The sequence below is a fragment of the Pigmentiphaga litoralis genome (genome assembly GCF_014651835.1).
Classification (GTDB): Bacteria; Pseudomonadota; Gammaproteobacteria; order Burkholderiales; family Burkholderiaceae_B; genus Pigmentiphaga; species Pigmentiphaga litoralis.
Genome location: NZ_BMXQ01000001.1, coordinates 3,982,316 through 3,998,409, shown reverse-complemented (window position 1 = coordinate 3,998,409; position 16,094 = coordinate 3,982,316). Strand labels below are relative to the sequence as shown.

Annotated in this window: 13 protein-coding genes, 1 tRNA gene and 1 pseudogene; 3 read left to right on the top strand and 12 right to left on the bottom strand. The window is 64.2% G+C overall.

The genetic code is table 11. The features are described from left to right. Positions 1-16 precede the first annotated feature (16 nt). From IE116_RS18265 to IE116_RS18240, 6 genes are all read right to left on the bottom strand, one after another. Positions 17-667, bottom strand: a complete 651-nt coding sequence (locus IE116_RS18265) for a 50S ribosomal protein L25/general stress protein Ctc (protein ID WP_189614311.1) — start codon at positions 665-667, stop codon at positions 17-19. A 161-nt stretch (positions 668-828) separates the two neighbouring features. Beyond that, on the bottom strand, positions 829-1,779 hold the full coding sequence (locus IE116_RS18260) for a ribose-phosphate pyrophosphokinase (RefSeq protein WP_179582248.1): 951 nt from the start codon (positions 1,777-1,779) through the stop codon (positions 829-831). 108 nt (positions 1,780-1,887) lie between these two features. Beyond that, positions 1,888-1,964 (bottom strand) — tRNA-Gln (locus IE116_RS18255). Between the two features lie 144 nt (positions 1,965-2,108). Further along, positions 2,109-3,068, bottom strand: a complete 960-nt coding sequence (ispE, locus tag IE116_RS18250) for a 4-(cytidine 5'-diphospho)-2-C-methyl-D-erythritol kinase (RefSeq protein WP_189614310.1) — start codon at positions 3,066-3,068, stop codon at positions 2,109-2,111. 150 nt (positions 3,069-3,218) lie between these two features. Next, complete coding sequence (locus IE116_RS18245; protein ID WP_373303053.1) at positions 3,219-3,860, bottom strand: outer membrane lipoprotein LolB; 642 nt, start codon at positions 3,858-3,860, stop codon at positions 3,219-3,221. Positions 3,861-3,871: 11 nt separating this feature from the next. Further along, a complete protein-coding gene (locus IE116_RS18240) occupies positions 3,872-5,677 on the bottom strand; it encodes a tetratricopeptide repeat protein (RefSeq protein WP_189614308.1) in 1,806 nt (601 codons plus the stop codon). Positions 5,678-6,084: 407 nt separating this feature from the next. On the opposite strand from IE116_RS18240, the gene mutM reads away from it, so the two are divergent. Both mutM and mutY read left to right on the top strand, forming a co-directional pair. Beyond that, the gene (mutM, locus tag IE116_RS18235; RefSeq protein ID WP_189614307.1) at positions 6,085-6,909 is read left to right on the top strand and encodes a bifunctional DNA-formamidopyrimidine glycosylase/DNA-(apurinic or apyrimidinic site) lyase; all 825 of its coding nucleotides are present in this window, start codon (positions 6,085-6,087) and stop codon (positions 6,907-6,909) included. Between the two features lie 40 nt (positions 6,910-6,949). Then, positions 6,950-8,041: an A/G-specific adenine glycosylase gene (mutY, locus tag IE116_RS18230; RefSeq protein WP_229828293.1), complete on the top strand. Its 1,092-nt coding sequence runs from the start codon at positions 6,950-6,952 to the stop codon at positions 8,039-8,041. 71 nt (positions 8,042-8,112) lie between these two features. Here mutY and IE116_RS18225 read toward each other — a convergent pair whose 3' ends face one another. Next, positions 8,113-9,078, bottom strand: a complete 966-nt coding sequence (locus tag IE116_RS18225) for a LysR family transcriptional regulator (RefSeq protein ID WP_189614305.1) — start codon at positions 9,076-9,078, stop codon at positions 8,113-8,115. A 151-nt stretch (positions 9,079-9,229) separates the two neighbouring features. Here IE116_RS18225 and IE116_RS18220 point away from each other — a divergent pair, with 151 nt between their 5' ends. Continuing rightward, positions 9,230-10,255 (top strand): amidohydrolase family protein, encoded by a 1,026-nt coding sequence (locus IE116_RS18220; RefSeq protein ID WP_189614304.1) that lies wholly within the window; start codon positions 9,230-9,232, stop codon positions 10,253-10,255. Between the two features lie 102 nt (positions 10,256-10,357). Here IE116_RS18220 and rodA read toward each other — a convergent pair whose 3' ends face one another. The 5 genes and pseudogenes from rodA to IE116_RS18195 form a co-directional block, all read right to left on the bottom strand. After that, positions 10,358-11,443: a rod shape-determining protein RodA gene (rodA, locus tag IE116_RS18215; RefSeq protein WP_189614758.1), complete on the bottom strand. Its 1,086-nt coding sequence runs from the start codon at positions 11,441-11,443 to the stop codon at positions 10,358-10,360. A gap of 100 nt (positions 11,444-11,543) precedes the next feature. After that, a pseudogene (gene mrdA, locus IE116_RS18210) lies at positions 11,544-13,415 on the bottom strand (penicillin-binding protein 2); the annotation flags it as partial. 18 nt (positions 13,416-13,433) lie between these two features. Beyond that, positions 13,434-13,976 (bottom strand): rod shape-determining protein MreD, encoded by a 543-nt coding sequence (mreD, locus tag IE116_RS18205; protein WP_189614302.1) that lies wholly within the window; start codon positions 13,974-13,976, stop codon positions 13,434-13,436. A 10-nt stretch (positions 13,977-13,986) separates the two neighbouring features. Then, on the bottom strand, positions 13,987-14,868 hold the full coding sequence (mreC, locus tag IE116_RS18200) for a rod shape-determining protein MreC (protein WP_373303026.1): 882 nt from the start codon (positions 14,866-14,868) through the stop codon (positions 13,987-13,989). A 126-nt stretch (positions 14,869-14,994) separates the two neighbouring features. Continuing rightward, positions 14,995-16,038, bottom strand: coding sequence for a rod shape-determining protein (locus tag IE116_RS18195; RefSeq protein WP_179582281.1), 1,044 nt, complete (start codon positions 16,036-16,038; stop codon positions 14,995-14,997). Between the last annotated feature and the right edge of the window lie 56 nt (positions 16,039-16,094).

The window sequence follows — 16,094 nt, the reverse complement described above, 5'->3', positions numbered from 1 at the left end:
CCCAGGCAAAGCCAGATTACTTGGCTTCTTCTTCGCCAGCAGCAGCACCAGCGTCGGGCAGCTCAGACTCGTCCGCCACTTCGTCTTGCGTCATCACGTTGGCGGCGCCGCCACCGACCAGTGCGGTCACGATCACCGGATCGTCACCCGAGTGCGACGAGAACGTCACGCCCTTGGGTGGCTTGATTTCCGAAAGGTGAATCGACTGACCGGCAACCAGCTGGCCCAAGTCCACTTCGATGAACTGGGGCAGGTTGGCAGGCAGGCAGTTCACTTCGATTTCGGTGAACACGTGGCTGATCGTGGCCGAGCTCAGCTTCACGGCAGGAGACGTTTCCTGATTCATGAAGTGGAACGGAACCTTGGTGTGCAGCGCCTTGCCAGCAGCGACGCGCTGGAAGTCGATGTGCATGACTTGCTGCTTGTACGGATGCCACTGAACGGCGCGCAGCAGAACCTGGCTGCTCTTGCCTTCCAGTTGCATGTCGAGGATCGATGCGTGGAACTCTTCCTTGCGCAGGGCATGGAAGACTTCGTTGTGATCCAGCTCGATGTTCAGCGGTTGTGCGTCCGCGCCATAAACAATGGCGGGCACGCGGCCGGCGATGCGCAGGCGGCGGCTCGCACTCGTTCCCTGTTCGCTACGCGGTGTGGCGTTGAATTTCATGGTTTTCTCCAAAGGGCGGCAGGCTCATGCCTGCACGCGACGCACAGGACGCGACAACCGCGTCCCGTCCGACAATGCCGCGACCAGCACCGCCGGTTTACCCGTCGCCTCTGAACACCAGAAGCGATCGGGAAAATTCTTTTTATTGCAGATCTGCGCCGTTACTCGACGAACAGCGAGCTGACCGAGTCAGCACGCGAGATGCGCAGCATCGTTTCGCCGATCAGTGCCGCGCACGACAGGTGGCGGATACGGCCACATGCGCGGGCAGCGTCGTTGGGCGGAATCGTGTCGGTCACGACGAGTTCGTCGAGATCGGATTCGGCGATGCGGCCAATGGCCCCGCCCGACAGCACGGCATGCGTGCAATACGCATACACGGCGACGGCGCCACGCTGCTTGAGCACCTGGGCGGCCTTGCACAGCGTTCCCGCCGTGTCGACCATGTCGTCCATGATGATGCAGGTGCGACCATCGACGTCGCCGATGATGTTCATGACTTCCGACACGTTGGCCTTGGGCCGACGTTTGTCGATGATGGCCAGATCGGCTTCAAGCCGCTTGGCCAGCGCCCGGGCTCGCACCACCCCGCCGACGTCCGGGGACACGACGATCAGGTTGGCCAGATTGCGCTTCCAGATGTCGCCCAGCAGGATCGGGGCGGCATAGATGTTGTCGACCGGGATATCGAAGAAACCCTGGATCTGGTCGGCATGCAGGTCCATCGTCAACACGCGGTCGACACCGACGACCTGCAGCATGTTGGCGACGACCTTGGCCGAGATCGCGACACGCGCGGAGCGCGGACGACGGTCTTGACGGGCATAACCGAAGTACGGGATTGCTGCCGTGATACGACCCGCGGACGCCCGACGCAGGGCGTCGACCATCACCATGATTTCCATGAGGTTGTCGTTCGTCGGGGCACAGGTGGGCTGCAGAACGAAAACGTCTTTACCGCGGACGTTTTCATTGATCTCCACCATGACTTCGCCGTCGGAGAACCGACCGACGCTCATCTTGCCCAGCGGCATGCCAAGATGGCTGGCAACGTCTGCTGCCAGCCGGGGATTGGCCGTCCCCGTGAAAATCATGAAATTTTCTTGCGCCATGACGCATCGCCCGTGGCTATGGCTCTAGGAGCCGATCGACAAAACAACAAAGCTGTTGATACCCACGGAGTGATCCGGGGGCATCAACAGCTTTTCGGTCAAGAGCGGTGGCTGGGGAAGAAGGATTCGAACCTTCGCATGCCGGAATCAAAATCCGGTGCCTTAACCAACTTGGCGACTCCCCAACACTTGGCCCTGATCAAGCAAACTTCATCAAGGCCGTAAAAACTTGCAGCGTACGTTTCCCGGCTGTGTCGGCAAACATCGCATGTAGCGGCCGGCAAATTTTCATCAGCGCGACTGCTATTTTACTTCATGAACCGATCTGTTCAAGCCACCCATTCTAGCAGGGGATGGACAGCGAGGCCGGCACATACACGGTTGATCCTCACGTATGGCAGATCGGTCATGCTTTCTTCTACTGCGGTACCACTGCGCTCACTGCTGCGCTGGCGCATTCTACCGGCGATTTGGTCAACCGCCCAGCTTGCCTGTTCCGGCGTGTCGCATTCCACGAACAGACATGCACCCGACCCGGACATCCTGACCTTGCGGCCGGGATCAAGCACGTTGGACTGCATCCCATCTGCCAAAACTTCGTTCACCACGCCCGCGATACGGGCCACTTCAGGGAACCTGGCAAATGCGACCGGCTCGAGGTCGTTCTTCAAACTGGAAGAAGTATTGCTCCCAGAAAAGTCCGCTATTCTGACCGGAGCAGAATCCCTTGTCAACTCGGGGGCGCGAAAAATCTCCGGGGTGGGCACGCTGGCATCGGGTTGCACGATCACATACCAGCGCGGCGGCAGGTCCAGCGGACTCAACTTTTCGCCGACGCCTTCGGCAAACGCATTGCGGCCGAACACGAACACGGGAACGTCGGCGCCCAGTGGCAGCGCCAGTTCCATCAGCTGCTCGCGGGTCAATCCGCAGTTCCACAAACGGTTCAAGGCGAGCAAAGTGGACGCGGCATCACTGGATCCGCCACCCAGCCCACCGCCCATCGGGATCTGCTTGATCAATTCGATGTCGGCGCCCAGGGTGCAGCCCGTGGCGGCCTGCAAGGACCGCGCGGCGCGCACGACCAGGTCGTCGTCTTCGGGGACGCCAGGGATGTCGTTGATGCGAACAATGCGGCCGTCATCGCGCGTGGCGATGTGGAGCGTGTCCTGCAGGTCGATGAAGCGGAATGCCGTCTGCAGCAGGTGATAACCGTCGGCGCGGCGGCCGGTCACGTGCAGGAACAGATTGATCTTGGCAGGGGCCGGAATATCGCGCAGAGAAGGCATGGGGGGCTGAGACGGAGGTGGCAGGAAAAGCGGCGGTCAGAAAAAACCGCCCGGATCGCGCAACGGGTTGCAATGCCAGTGGATCCCTGAGTCGTGGCCCAAGGCAGCGTCACGCGTTCACGGCGGTAAGGCAATGCATGCGTCACGCCCTCAAGGCGTATTGATCACCAGCCGAAGGTCGACATTCTGCCCGGTCGGTTCCTGCCGCTGCAGGGCCATGCGGGTCGGGCCCGACGCATCGTACTGCGATGCCTGCACCTGCCAGCCCGCCTGCTCGAACGCCGTAGGGCGGCCCTGCGCATCTTTTTCCGCGACCGTTGCAGGCGGGTTGTCGGGCAAGGTGCCGCGCAACCAGTCACGCATGCCCGCAACGGGAATGCGGCTGCCAAGCACCAGGGCAACCAGTGCGTCCGGATTCAATGCATGCGTTTCGGTGCCATTGGCTTCGCGCAGCATGGCGCCTTGCGGGCCGGCTTCGACACGGGCCAAGGTTGCGCCAAGGGGCGACACAAGGTCCAGCACCAGACTTTGGCCATCGTCCCGCCACGCAAAGCCGCCCTGCACGGCATTCTGCTTTCCGCCGACTTCGTCGACGCGCAGAGCGAATCGGCCGACCCGCGACAACGCCGTGGCAGCCGGTGTTTCGGCTGCCCCCACCGGAACGGGAATCGGAACGGGCACGGCGCAGGCAGACATTGCGCCAGCAAGGACCGCCGGCAGCACAAGGCGCATCAGCCTGGAACGTACCGCCGCTGAGCGCAACGCTGCACAACAACTCGCCCCCGACGTCATCACTCCTGCCTTCAAAGCGTCGCCTCCAGGCGCGCCAGGGTCGTGCGCAGCGCTTCATTGCCGGGATCTTTCTGGCTCACGTCGCGCCACAGCTGGCGGGCCTTGTCCTGCTGGCCCGACGCCCACAGCACTTCGCCCAGGTGGATGGCGATTTCGGCATCGGGACGCAGGCTGTAGGCCCGTTCCAGGTAGGACAACGCCTTGGCGTTGTCGCCCATCCGGTAGTAGACCCAGCCCATGCTGTCGATGATGAACGCGTCATCGGGCAGCAGGTTCAGGGCGCGCTCGACCAGGGCCTTGGCTTCGGGCAGACGCAGCTTGCGATCGGCCAGCGAATAGCCCAGCGCGTTGTAGGCGTGCGCATGGTCCGGCTTGACCGCAATCACGCGGCGCAGCAGCGTTTCCATCTCGGCGATCTTGCCTTCCCGCTCATTGAGCATGGCAAGGTCGTACATGATGACCGGGTTGTCGGGGTACTTGGCGTTGGCGTCAGCCAGCACCTTGGTGGCCTCGTCCAGCCTGTTTGCGTCGCGCAGGATCTGCGATTCGGTCATTGCCACTTGAACCCCTTCACGCGTGTCACGCGGATCCAGGATGGACAGCACCTTGCGGGCCTCGTCCAGGCGGCCCTGCTTGGCGCGGATGACAGCCTGGCGCAAACGCGCCGGGAACGCGGCGGCGGGGTCCTGGACGCCTTGCAGCAACTCGAACGCGTCGTCGTACCGCTTCTGTTCTTCGGCCACCTGCACGCGCAGCAGCAGGGCGGCATTGCCTTCGGGCGGCGTCGGGACGGGCTGACCGGCCGCGGCCCGCTGGTCTTCAATCGTCGAATACTGCTTCAGGTACTTTTCGGCGTCGTCCAGCTGGCCGGTCTGGTAGGCCAGCGCGCCCTGCATGTACAGCACTTCGAAGTCTTCGGGGTTGGCGCGCGACATGGAATCGAGCTCGGCGCGGGCGCCTTCCACGTCCTGCACCTGCGCCAAGGCGCGCACCAGCAGCACACGCAGCTCGCGGGCCTTGGGGTGCGACGCAATGAAGGCGCGGGTAGCGGCGATCACCTTGTCGGGTTCGCTTTCGATGCCGGTCTGCAGCACCAGGGCCGCGGCAGCTTCGGAGTCCGGCTGCGCAGCCTGCGCGGCGCGGGCTTCGCGCAGCGCGCGGGGCGCATCGTTGGCGGCGGCGGCAGCTCGGGCCAGTGCAATGTGAGCTTCCGGCAGATCGCGGACGTCGGTCAGCGCTTCGTCAAGAATGTCGAGCGCGCGGCGGCGATCTTCCAGGCGCCCCAACACCCGGCGCGCTTCGATAATTGCGGCGGGCTTTTCGGCGGCGCTGGCGGTGGCGATGCGCGAACGCAGCGCGGCGCCCAGGCCTTCGATACGGCCGGCGGCAGCGGCCAGCGACAGCGACGTCTGGCGGGCCTCGACGTCGGCCGGGTCCAGTTCGACCCACACCTGGGCGGCATCCAGCGCCCGCACCAAGTCGCCCGACGTGAGGGCGAACTCGACCGCGCGGCGCGCCAGACGGGGATCGCGGGTGAAACGCGCCAGTTCCAGCGACGTGCCGGTCGCGGCCGACAGCGCGCCGCGCTGCGCCGCCACTTCGGACGCCAGCACCTGAAACAGGATTTCGCCCGTCAGTTCGACCTGAGGCAGCGCCTTGGCTGCGCCAGTGCGTGGCCCCGGGGGCGACATGCTCAATCCGGGCACCAGGAAGCCGTCGGAGGGCTCTTCGCCACCCGACTGTGCAAAGGCCATCGTGCTTGCCAACAGGCCCAGCCCGAGTGCCGCCAACTTCCTGCGATACGTGTTTGACAACATGGCACAATTCCTCGGCGCCTGAGGCGCCAGCCCGACAGTGGAGATGTTAGCACTGGGTTCCTGACGATCAGGCCCCACCTGGATTTCAACCGCGGACACATTGGGTCCGGTCCTGCGGTCCTGCCCTTGCAGGTTGCGAATCGATCCGGTCGCAATCCTGGACAGGAAACTCGCGCCGATGACGCGCGGCAGGTTCTATCGGACCGCGCTGGCGTCAGGCGGTTCAACCGGGCCGATTCGAGCCGACCGATTCAAGCCGACCGATTCAAGCCGACTGATTCAAGCCGACTGATTCCAGCCCGACATGGGGTCCGGCAGCACGGCCTGACCTGAAGGCCCGGCATGTTGACCCGCACGGCCATTTGCCCAATCCCGCAGCATTTCCGGAAACAACTCCAGCAACAACTATGCCAGAACTCCCCGAAGTCGAGGTCACACGACGCGGCATCTCTCCGACGGTCGATGGACAGGTGCTGCGCCGCCTGGTCGTACGCGAATCCCGTTTTCGCTGGCCGATTCCCGAAGACCTGCCCCACCAGGTGGATGGCCGCAGCGTGTCGGCAGTGGCCCGGCGCGGCAAGTATCTGCTGCTGCCCTTCGAGACCGGCACCATGATCGTCCACCTGGGCATGTCCGGGTCCCTGCGCCATGTGCACCCGGACGACCCACCGCGCAAGCATGATCACGTCGACTGGGTGTTCGATCGCGGCGTCCTGCGGCTGCACGATCCCCGGCGGTTCGGCGCGGTGCTGTGGCACCCCGCTGCCGACGGCGACGTGCTGACCCATCCTTTGCTGGGCCATCTTGGCATCGAACCGTTCGACCCGCGATTTGATGGAGGATGGCTGCATCGCCACACCCGCAATCGGTCGCAGGCAGTGAAACAAGTACTGCTGGGCGGAGATATCGTCGTGGGCGTCGGTAATATTTACGCGTCGGAAAGCCTGTTCCGCGCTGGCATCCACCCCCGGACTCTTGCGTCGAAAATTGGGCCCAAGCGGTATGACAGGCTGGCCGATGCGGTCAAGGCCACGCTGGGCAGCGCCATTGATGCGGGCGGCAGTTCGCTGCGCGACTATGTGGGCGCGGGGGGCGAGTCGGGTTACTTCCAGATCGGCGCGTATGTGTACGACCGGGCCGGGCTGCCTTGCCGGGTCTGCGCGACGCCGATCCGCAAGATCGTGCAGGGCCAGCGGGCGACGTACTATTGCCCGCGCTGCCAGAAGCCTTGACCCGGGCATCCTCCCCTTCTTCCTTTGCCGTTCCCATCCCATGAGCACGTTTTCCGAGCACGTCGTCACGTGGCAGCGCCAGCATGGCCGCCACGCCCTCCCCTGGCAGAACACCCAGGATCCCTACCGGATCTGGCTGTCGGAAATCATGCTGCAGCAGACGCAGGTGGCGACGGTGATCCCGTACTACGAACGCTTCCTGGAGACGTTTCCAACGGTGGCAGACCTGGCGCGCGCGCCTGCCGAGGAAGTGATGCAGCTATGGGCGGGCCTGGGCTACTACACCCGAGCGCGGAATCTGCACGCCTGTGCGCAGCAGGTGCTTGCCAACTGGGGTGGGCAGTTTCCCCCCACGGCGGCGGATATCGAGACCTTGCCAGGGATCGGACGCTCGACAGCGGCCGCGATTGCGGCCTTTGCGTATGGCGAGCGCAGTCCGATTCTGGATGGGAATGTAAAGCGGGTGTTCGCACGCCATTTCGGGATCGAGGGGGACCCGTCCAAGCGGCCGGTGGAGCTGATCATGTGGGGCCTGGCGGGGGAAAACCTGCCGGTGGTGAGCAGTACGACGGCAGACGATATGCGCTCGTATACGCAGGGCTTGATGGACCTGGGGGCGACGGTCTGTACGCGCGGCGCGCCGGAGTGCGGACGGTGTCCGGTGCGCGGCACCTGCGTGGCGCTGCGGGAAGCCCGTCAGCATGACCTGCCGACGCCGAAGGTGCGCAAGAAATCGCCCGAGCGGGACACCGGCATGCTGGTGATCGAGCGCAGCGGGTGTGTGTTGCTTAAGATGCGGCCGTCGCCGGGGATCTGGGGTGGCTTGTGGAGCTTGCCGGAATTTGCGCTGGAGTCCGGCGCCGAGGTGGCCTGGCGCGAACTGGGAGTGAAGGCTCAGGAAGCGTTTGAATTGCCGGTGTTTTCGCACACGTTCACGCATTTCAAGCTGCATGTGACGCCCTGGCATGTCCGGGCATCGGCCGATGCTCCCGCGCAGGCTGCCGGGCAGGACGGTGATCTGGATCCGGCAGCGTGGTGGTGGATGCCGGTGGCGCGGGCGGGGGATGCGGCGTTGCCCGCGCCGGTCAAGAAATTGCTGGCGGGGCTGTTTGTGGAAGGCGGCTTGTTTTGAGGGGGCTTGTTTTGAGGCGGCGTGTTGTGAGGCAGCTTGTGATGTTTACGTTGCGGGGCTGATTTCAACGACTACGCAGGAATCGGCTCGCTGGCTTCGGTGGTACGTGGCCGAGCCGCGCTGGCTATCGGCAGGGAAGCGGACGCGATGTCGGAGTGCGCCAGGGCGACAAACCGCGTCGCCAGGTCCGTGGGCGTGTCGTTGTGGTGGGCCAGGTAAAGCGGGCAGTTGGTCGTGGGAGCAGCCAGGCGGGCGTAGTGGATGCCGGCGGTTTGCAGGCTGGCATACACGTCGGGCAGCAGCGAGATGCCGACGCCCGCGGCCACGAGGCCGACAATGGTAACGGCTTCGCGGGCTTCCTGGCCAAGGTTCGGGACCGTGCCGGCGTCGTTGAAGAGCTGGGTGATCTGCTCGTGCAGGCCGCAGCTGATGTCGCGCGGGAAGAGGATGAGCGGCTCGTCGGCCAGTTCCGTGATCGCCAGCGGCCGGTCCAGGGCGGCCAACGGGTGGTCGGTCGGCATGACGACGCGCAATTCGTTGTTCCACAACTGGACAAAGCGCAGGTGCGTCGGCGGCTGGAACTGGGGCGCCGGGCGCATCAGGCCGATGTCGATGCTGCGATCTTCCAGGGCGCGCAATTGCGGCCCGGTTGGCATGTGGACGATTTCCAGGCGAGCGAGCGGGTACTGGCGGCGGAAGCGTCTGATCAGCTGCGCAAAGCCGGGGATCAGCGGGACCGAATTGGTGAAGGCGATGCGCAGCAGGCCGGTTTCGCCCTGCCCTGCCAGCTTTGTCAGGCGTACGGCGCTTTCCATCTGACTCAGCGTCAGCCGCGCCTGCTCAAGAAAAACGACGCCGGCTTCGGTCAGCGTGATCGAGCGATGGGTGCGGTCGAACAGCCGGGTGCCCAGGGCGTCTTCCAAGGCGCGGATGTGCATGCTCAGCGGCGGCTGGCTGATGTTCAGGTTGCGCGCGGCAACCGTAAAGCTCATGGCTTCGGCCACGGCCACGAAGTAACGTAATTGACGTAAGTCCATCCACCCGTCCCGGGAAGCCTTGCAGCGCACCATGGACCCATTCGGATTTCGATATGGGTCGGCGCGAAAACATATATTTGACTGCTAGTCGCCCCGTCTTGCAACATGGCGTACGTATCCGTCCCACCGCGACCCTTTTCTGGAACCCGCAATGATCATCGATTGCCACGGTCACTACACCACCGCCCCCAAAGCGCTTGAAGACTGGCGCAACCAGCAGGTCGCCGCCTTCAACAACAAGACGACGCCGCCTAACCCCGCCGACCTGAAGATCAGCGACGACGAGCTGCGGGAATCGATCGAGACCAATCAGCTCCGGATCATGAAAGAGCGCGGTCACGACGTGACCATCTTCAGCCCGCGGGCGTCCTTCATGGCGCACCACATCGGCGACTTCCAGGTGTCCGCCACCTGGGCCGCGATCTGCAATGAAATCTGCTTTCGCGTCGCCGAACTGTTCCCCGAACACTTCGTGCCCGCCGCCATGCTGCCGCAAAGCCCCGGCGTGGACGTCGCCACCTGCATTCCGGAACTGACCCGGTGCATCGAAGAATTCCGCAACGTCGCCGTCAACCTGAATCCCGATCCTTCGGGCGGCCATTGGACCGGCAAGCCGCTGAGCGACCGCTCGTGGTACCCGCTGTACGAAAAGCTGGTCGAATACGACGTTCCCGCCATGGTCCACGTCAGCCAGAGCTGCAACGTGTGCTTCCACACCACCGGCGCCCACTACCTGAACGCCGACACCACGGCCTTCATGCAATGCCTGGAATCCGACCTGTTCAAGGACTTTCCGTCGCTGCGCTTCATCATCCCCCATGGCGGCGGCGCCGTGCCTTACCACTGGGGTCGCTTCCGCGGCCTGGCGCAGGCGCTGAAAAAGCCCGAGCCACGCGAGCACCTGCTCAAGAACGTTTTCTTTGACACCTGCGTCTACCACCAGCCCGGCATCGACCTGCTGACCGAAGTCATCCCGGCTGAAAACATCCTGTTCGCCAGCGAAATGATCGGCGCCGTCCGCGGCATCGATCCCGACACCGGCCACTACTTCGATGACACGCGCCGTTATGTCGACAACACCGACATCACCACCGACACCCGCCAGATGATCTTCGAAGGCAACGCCCGCCGCGTTTACCCGCGCCTGGACGCCCTGCTGAAGTCGCAAGGCCGGTAAGCACCAGGACGCAGCCTGTGTGACTGGCAGGCAAACAAAAGCCCCCGGATCATCGGGGGCTTTTGTCATTTCTTGACGCGCGCCTTGCACGACACGCAGACCCTAAGTCTGCACCAGCGTCCGATGCCGGTTGATCCCCATCAGGATCCCCGCCGCGCAGCCCAGCGTCAGCAGCGCCGTCCCGCCGTAACTCATGAACGGCAGGGGGACGCCCACCACGGGCAGGATTCCGCTCACCATCCCCATGTTCACGAAGGCGTAGACGAAGAACACCATGGTCAGCGCCCCGCCCAGCAATCGGGAAAACAAGGTGGGCGCGTTCGCTGCGATGGTCAGCCCCCGTATCAACAGCAGCAGGTACAAGAACAGCAGCACCACATTTCCCACCAGGCCGAATTCTTCCGCATAGACGGCAAAAATGAAGTCGGTAGTGCGTTCGGGAATGAAGTCCAGGTGGGTCTGTGTCCCCTGCATCCAGCCCTTGCCCAACATGCCGCCGGACCCAACCGCGATCGTTGACTGGATGGTGTGGAAGCCCTTGCCCAGCGGATCGGACCCCGGGTTCAGCAGCGTGCACACGCGGTGCTTCTGGTAGTCGTGCAGGATCACCCAGTCCAGGTCGCCTTCGCACAGGTCGTGCTCGAAGGCAACCAGCGAACCCAGTGCCAGCGTGACGACCACGGTGATCGGTATCAGCAGCTTGAACGACAGGCCGGCAAAAAACAGCACGAAGAATCCTGCGCCGAACACCAGCAGCGCGGTTCCCAGGTCGGGTTGCAGCACGATCAGCGCAAAGGGCACGCCCATCAGCAGGCCGGCCACCACGAAGTCCCGCACCCGCAGCCAGCCCTGGTGCCGGTGGAAGTACCAGGCCAGCATCAGCGGCACGGCGATCTTCATCATTTCGGACGGCTGGATGCGCGTAAAGCCCAGGTCCAGCCAGCGCGTGGCGCCCTTGCTGGTGATGCCGGCCAGTTCCACTGCCAGCAGCAGCAACACGCCCACCACGTATACCGGTACGGCCAGGCGCATCAGCGCGTGGGGGGAAAACTGCGCCAGCAGCCACATGGCGGCAAGGGCGACGCCGTAGTTGCGCAGCTGGTCGGCAAAACGACCATCGAAGCCGCCGCCGGCGGAATACATGGACATGAGTCCGATCGACGCCAGCGCCATCAGCACCAGCAGCATGGGCACGTCGAACACCAGGACCGCGCGTGCGACCGTCTCGCGCCACGAACGGCGACTGCCAAATGGCGAACGTTCAATCAACCTCGGCTCCCCGATTGGGTGGCGTGGCCGGCGCCGGCTCGCCCGGCTTTTTGCCGAGCAGCCAGTAATCAAAGATCTGGCGGCCCAGGGGCGCCGCGATGGACGCACCCCAGCCGGCGTTTTCGACGATCAAGGCCACGGCAATGGTGGGTTGTTCCAGGGGGGCAAAGGCCATGAACAGCGCGTGGTCGCGCAGGCGTTCGTCGATGCGGCTGGCGTTGTAGCGCTCGCCCGCCTTCAGGCTGTAGACCTGCGCGGTGCCGGTCTTGCCCGCCGCCTGGTAGGGCGCGCCGGCGAAGGACTTGGCGGCCGTGCCGACCGTGGTCACCGCGGCCATGCCTTCCTTGACCAGCTTGATGTTGGCCGGCTTGAGCGGGATCCGATAGCTTTCCTTGCTCACCGTCAGCGTCTGTTCGCCGGTGCCGCTGTCCTGCAGCGCCTTGACCAGGTGGGGCTTCATGTAGATGCCGTTGTTGGCCAGCACCGAGGTGGCCTGCGCCAGCTGCAGCAAGGTGAAGGCGTTGTAGCCCTGCCCCACGCCTACCGACAGCGTCTCGCCGGCATACCAGCGCTGCTGTTCGGGCCGCTTGTAGGCCTTGCGTTTCCAGGCCGTCGACGGCAGCACGCCGGTGCGTTCGCCGCCGATGTCGATGCCGGTGATCTGCCCGAACCCGAAGGGCTTCATGAAATCGTGGATGGTGTCCACGCCCAGTTCGCTTGCCAGCGAGTAGAAATAGGTGTCCGACGACACGGCCAGGGCGCGTTTCATGTCGATGTGGCCGTAGTGCGCTTCGCCCGCATTCCGGAAGCGCCTTCCACCGAATTCGAAGTAACCCGGGTCGTACATCGTGGCGTAAGCCGAACGCGTCCCGGTTTCCAGTCCCGCCAGCGCCATGAAGGGCTTGTAGGTCGACCCGATCGGATAGGTGCCGTACAGGGGCCGGTTCAGCAGCGGACGGTCAGGCGATTCGTTCAGCGCCTTCCAGCTTTCCACGTCGATGCCGTCCACGAACAGGTTGGGGTCGAAGGACGGGCGCGTGACAAACGCCAGGATGTCGCCCGTTTTGGGTTCGATCGCCACCAGGGCGCCCCGGCGGTTGCCGAAGGCCTTTTCGGCCACTTTCTGGAGTTCGATGTCGATCGACAGGATCAGGTTCTTGCCCGAGACCGGCGGCGTACGCGACAGGGTGCGCACCGCGCGGCCGCCGGCGGTCACTTCCACTTCTTCGACGCCTGTCTTGCCGTGCAGGACTTCTTCGTACGACTTTTCGATGCCTTCCTTGCCGATGTGGTCGGTGCCGCGGTAATTCGAGCTGACGCCCTGCTCTTCCAGCCGCAACTGGTCGCGCTGGGCGATCCGGCCGATATAGCCGACCACGTTCGCGGCGGAGTCCCCTTCCGGGTATTGCCGCAGCAGGCGGGCCTTGACCTCGACGCCCGGAAAACGGAACGCCTGGGCCGAAAAGCGCGCGACTTCTTCGTCGGTCAGCCGGCTGCGCAGCGGCAGGCTTTCAAAGCGGCGGGACTCGCCCACCAGCTGCTTGAACCGGCGGCGATCGCGCGATTCGATGGAGATCACCTTGGCCAGCGCGTCGATGGTCTCATCGAGCTTGCCTGCCTTGGACGGCGTGATTTCGAGTGTGTACGCAGAATAATTGCGCGCCAGCAGCACCCCGTTGCGGTCGACAATGATGCCGCGATGCGGTGTCACGGGAACAACAGAAATCCGGTTCTGCTCGGCGCGCGCGGCATAGTCGTCATGCTTGTTGACCTGGAGGTACCAGAAGCGCCAGGTCAGCAGGCCAAAGCAGATCAGCACGAAGCCCACCGCGACCAGCAGGCGCAGCCGGAAGCGGTGGAGATCGCGTTCGGTGTTCTTGAGTTCAGTCATGCACGGTGCCACCGACCATCAGATCGGACGGGTGTCATCGGGGTCGACCGGGCGACGCTGCGGCGCCTGCAGGATCCAGCCCGCGATCGGCCACAGCAGGGCGGCGATCACGCAGTTCAGGGCCCACCACCAGCCGGGCCATGCGCCATCGAGCCAACCGCGCAGCAGCAGCACCACGAATTCCGAAAAGAAGAACAGCGGCAGCACGTGCAGCGCCTGCGACCACGGCGAGAACCAGGCCAGGCGACGATGCAGCAAGATCGCAAAGAAGGACAGCAGCGTGTACGACAGCGCGTGTTCACCCAGCCGGGCCGCGCCATGCACGTCCATCAGCAGCCCGAAGCCAAAGGCGGCCAGCATGCCCACGCGCCGGGGTTCATGCACGCTCCAGAACACCAGGCAGATGGCGAGCACGTCGGGCACCCCGCCCACCTGGCCCCACGGCAGCAGATTGATCAACCATGCGACAAACAGGGTTATCCAGATGAAGCTTGGCTGGACCGGCAGCAGCAGGTGTTCAGTGCGTGTGCGGGGACGCGGAAGCGTAGAAGGCGCTTTCATTGCAAGCCAATCAGGAAGGGGGAGCTGCCGGTTCGTCTTTGTTCGGCGCCGCGAGTTCCGGAGCGAGCGACTGCAACACCAGAAAATGCCGGTAGCGATCGAGGCCGGCCACCGGTTTGCAGACGACGCGGGCAAAACCGAAGCTGGCGTCGCGCTCGACGGTTTCCACCTTGGCAACGGGAAGGCCTTCGGGGTACACCCCGTCAAGGCCACTGGTGACCAGTGTATCCCCAACCTGGATGTCGGCATCGGCGGCCATGAAGCGCAGGCCCAGCCGGCCGCCCGTTTCGCCGCCGCTGGTCACCCCGCGCAGGCCGTTGCGCAGCACCTGCACCGGGATCGACTGGACCCGGTCGGTCAGCAGCGCGACTTCGGCACTGAGCGCGGTGGTGCGGATCACCTGCCCCACCACCCCGCCGTCGTCGATCACCGGCATGCCAGCCTGGACGCCGGCACGGGTGCCCTTGTCCACGATCAGCCGCCGGCTGAACGGGTCGCGGGCCTCGAACAGCACCTGCACCAGCACGGCTGGCACCTGGGCCCGTTCGCTGGCCCCGAGCAAGCGCCGCAGCTGGGCGTTTTCGGCCGCCAGCTGGGCCGCCTGGGTCGTGGCCTGGGCCATTTCGATGCGCTGGCGCTGCAGCAGTTCGACTTCCTGCTGCCCGCTGCTGCTGATTTCAAAGAATTCGGCGATGTGGCGGATGCCGTCACGCGGCAGCAGCATCACCCGCTGGAAAGGGTAGACGGCCACGCTGACGACTTCGCGCAGGGTGTCGAGCGCGCGCATGCGGCTGTCGACCACCAGCAGCACTATCGAAATGAACGCAAAGAAGGCGAGCCGCACCCAGGCGGGCGGACCTTGCTTGAAGAAGGCGGGGGGACTGTATTGCATGGAGATCGAGGGTACCGCGTCCTGCAATAGAGGGCTTGGCACCCTGGGGATTCAGGAAATCCCGTCCTGTCTGAACCAGAAGGACGGGACCCGAGGCCCGGCGGCAGACTGCTTGTTCGTACTGCTTTATTCGTACGTGAAGATTGCGCCGAGCTTGTCCATTCTTTCGAGCGCCTGACCGCAGCCCCGGACCACGCAGGTCAGCGGGTCTTCGGCAACGATCACGGGCAGGCCGGTTTCTTCCTGCAGCAGGCGGTCGAGGTCACGCAGCAATGCGCCACCGCCCGTCAGCATAATGCCTTTCTCGGTAATGTCGGCGCCCAGTTCCGGCGGCGTCTGTTCCAGCGCGATCTTGACGGCCGACACGATCTGGTTGAGCGGGTCGGTCAGGGCTTCCAGGATCTCGTTGGACGAGACCGTGAAACTGCGCGGGATGCCTTCGGACAGGTTGCGGCCCTTGACTTCCATTTCCTTGACTTCGGAACCCGGGAAGGCCGAACCGATGGCCTTCTTGATCAGTTCTGCCGTCGGTTCGCCAATCAGCATGCCGTAGTTGCGGCGGATGTAATTGACGATGGCTTCGTCGAACTTGTCGCCACCGACGCGGACCGAGCCCTTGTACACCATGCCGCCCAGCGAGATCACGGCGACTTCGGTCGTGCCCCCGCCGATGTCGACCACCATCGAGCCGCTGGCGTCGGAGACCGACAGGCCGGCGCCGATGGCCGCTGCCATCGGTTCTTCGATCAGGTACACGTTGCTGGCGCCCGCGCCCAGCGCGGATTCGCGGATGGCGCGGCGCTCGACCTGGGTCGAGCCGCAGGGCACGCAGATGATGATGCGCGGACTGGGCGCGAACAGCCCCTTCGGATGCACCATGCGGATGAACTGCTTCAGCATCTGCTCGGTCACGGTGAAGTCGGCAATGACGCCGTCTTTCATCGGACGGATGGCTTCGATGTTGCCTGGCACGCGGCCAAGCATCTGCTTGGCTTCTTTGCCGACCGCCTGAATGGTCTTTTTGCCATTCGGGCCGCCTTCTTGACGAATCGCGACGACCGACGGCTCGTTGAGGACGATGCCCTTGCTGCGGACATAGATCAACGTGTTGGCCGTGCCAAGGTCGATCGCCAGATCGTTGGAGAAGTAACTGCGAAGGAAACCGAACATGGGAATCTTTTTGAAGAGCGGTGCGCGGGGGGCGTTCCGGTAAACACGAAATGATA

What these genes read in the sequence shown, in the direction of transcription:
- IE116_RS18265 (WP_189614311.1), bottom strand. Translation starts at nt 667, where the DNA reads ATGAAATTCAACGCCACACCGCGTAGCGAACAGGGAACGAGTGCGAGC.
- IE116_RS18260 (WP_179582248.1), bottom strand. Translation starts at nt 1,779, where the DNA reads ATGGCGCAAGAAAATTTCATGATTTTCACGGGGACGGCCAATCCCCGG.
- ispE (WP_189614310.1), bottom strand. Translation starts at nt 3,068, where the DNA reads ATGCCTTCTCTGCGCGATATTCCGGCCCCTGCCAAGATCAATCTGTTC.
- IE116_RS18245 (WP_373303053.1), bottom strand. Translation starts at nt 3,860, where the DNA reads ATGACGTCGGGGGCGAGTTGTTGTGCAGCGTTGCGCTCAGCGGCGGTA.
- IE116_RS18240 (WP_189614308.1), bottom strand. Translation starts at nt 5,677, where the DNA reads ATGTTGTCAAACACGTATCGCAGGAAGTTGGCGGCACTCGGGCTGGGC.
- mutM (WP_189614307.1), top strand. Translation starts at nt 6,085, where the DNA reads ATGCCAGAACTCCCCGAAGTCGAGGTCACACGACGCGGCATCTCTCCG.
- mutY (WP_229828293.1), top strand. Translation starts at nt 6,950, where the DNA reads ATGAGCACGTTTTCCGAGCACGTCGTCACGTGGCAGCGCCAGCATGGC.
- IE116_RS18225 (WP_189614305.1), bottom strand. Translation starts at nt 9,078, where the DNA reads ATGGACTTACGTCAATTACGTTACTTCGTGGCCGTGGCCGAAGCCATG.
- IE116_RS18220 (WP_189614304.1), top strand. Translation starts at nt 9,230, where the DNA reads ATGATCATCGATTGCCACGGTCACTACACCACCGCCCCCAAAGCGCTT.
- rodA (WP_189614758.1), bottom strand. Translation starts at nt 11,443, where the DNA reads ATGCTGCTGGTGCTGATGGCGCTGGCGTCGATCGGACTCATGTCCATG.
- mreD (WP_189614302.1), bottom strand. Translation starts at nt 13,976, where the DNA reads ATGAAAGCGCCTTCTACGCTTCCGCGTCCCCGCACACGCACTGAACAC.
- mreC (WP_373303026.1), bottom strand. Translation starts at nt 14,868, where the DNA reads ATGCAATACAGTCCCCCCGCCTTCTTCAAGCAAGGTCCGCCCGCCTGG.
- IE116_RS18195 (WP_179582281.1), bottom strand. Translation starts at nt 16,038, where the DNA reads ATGTTCGGTTTCCTTCGCAGTTACTTCTCCAACGATCTGGCGATCGAC.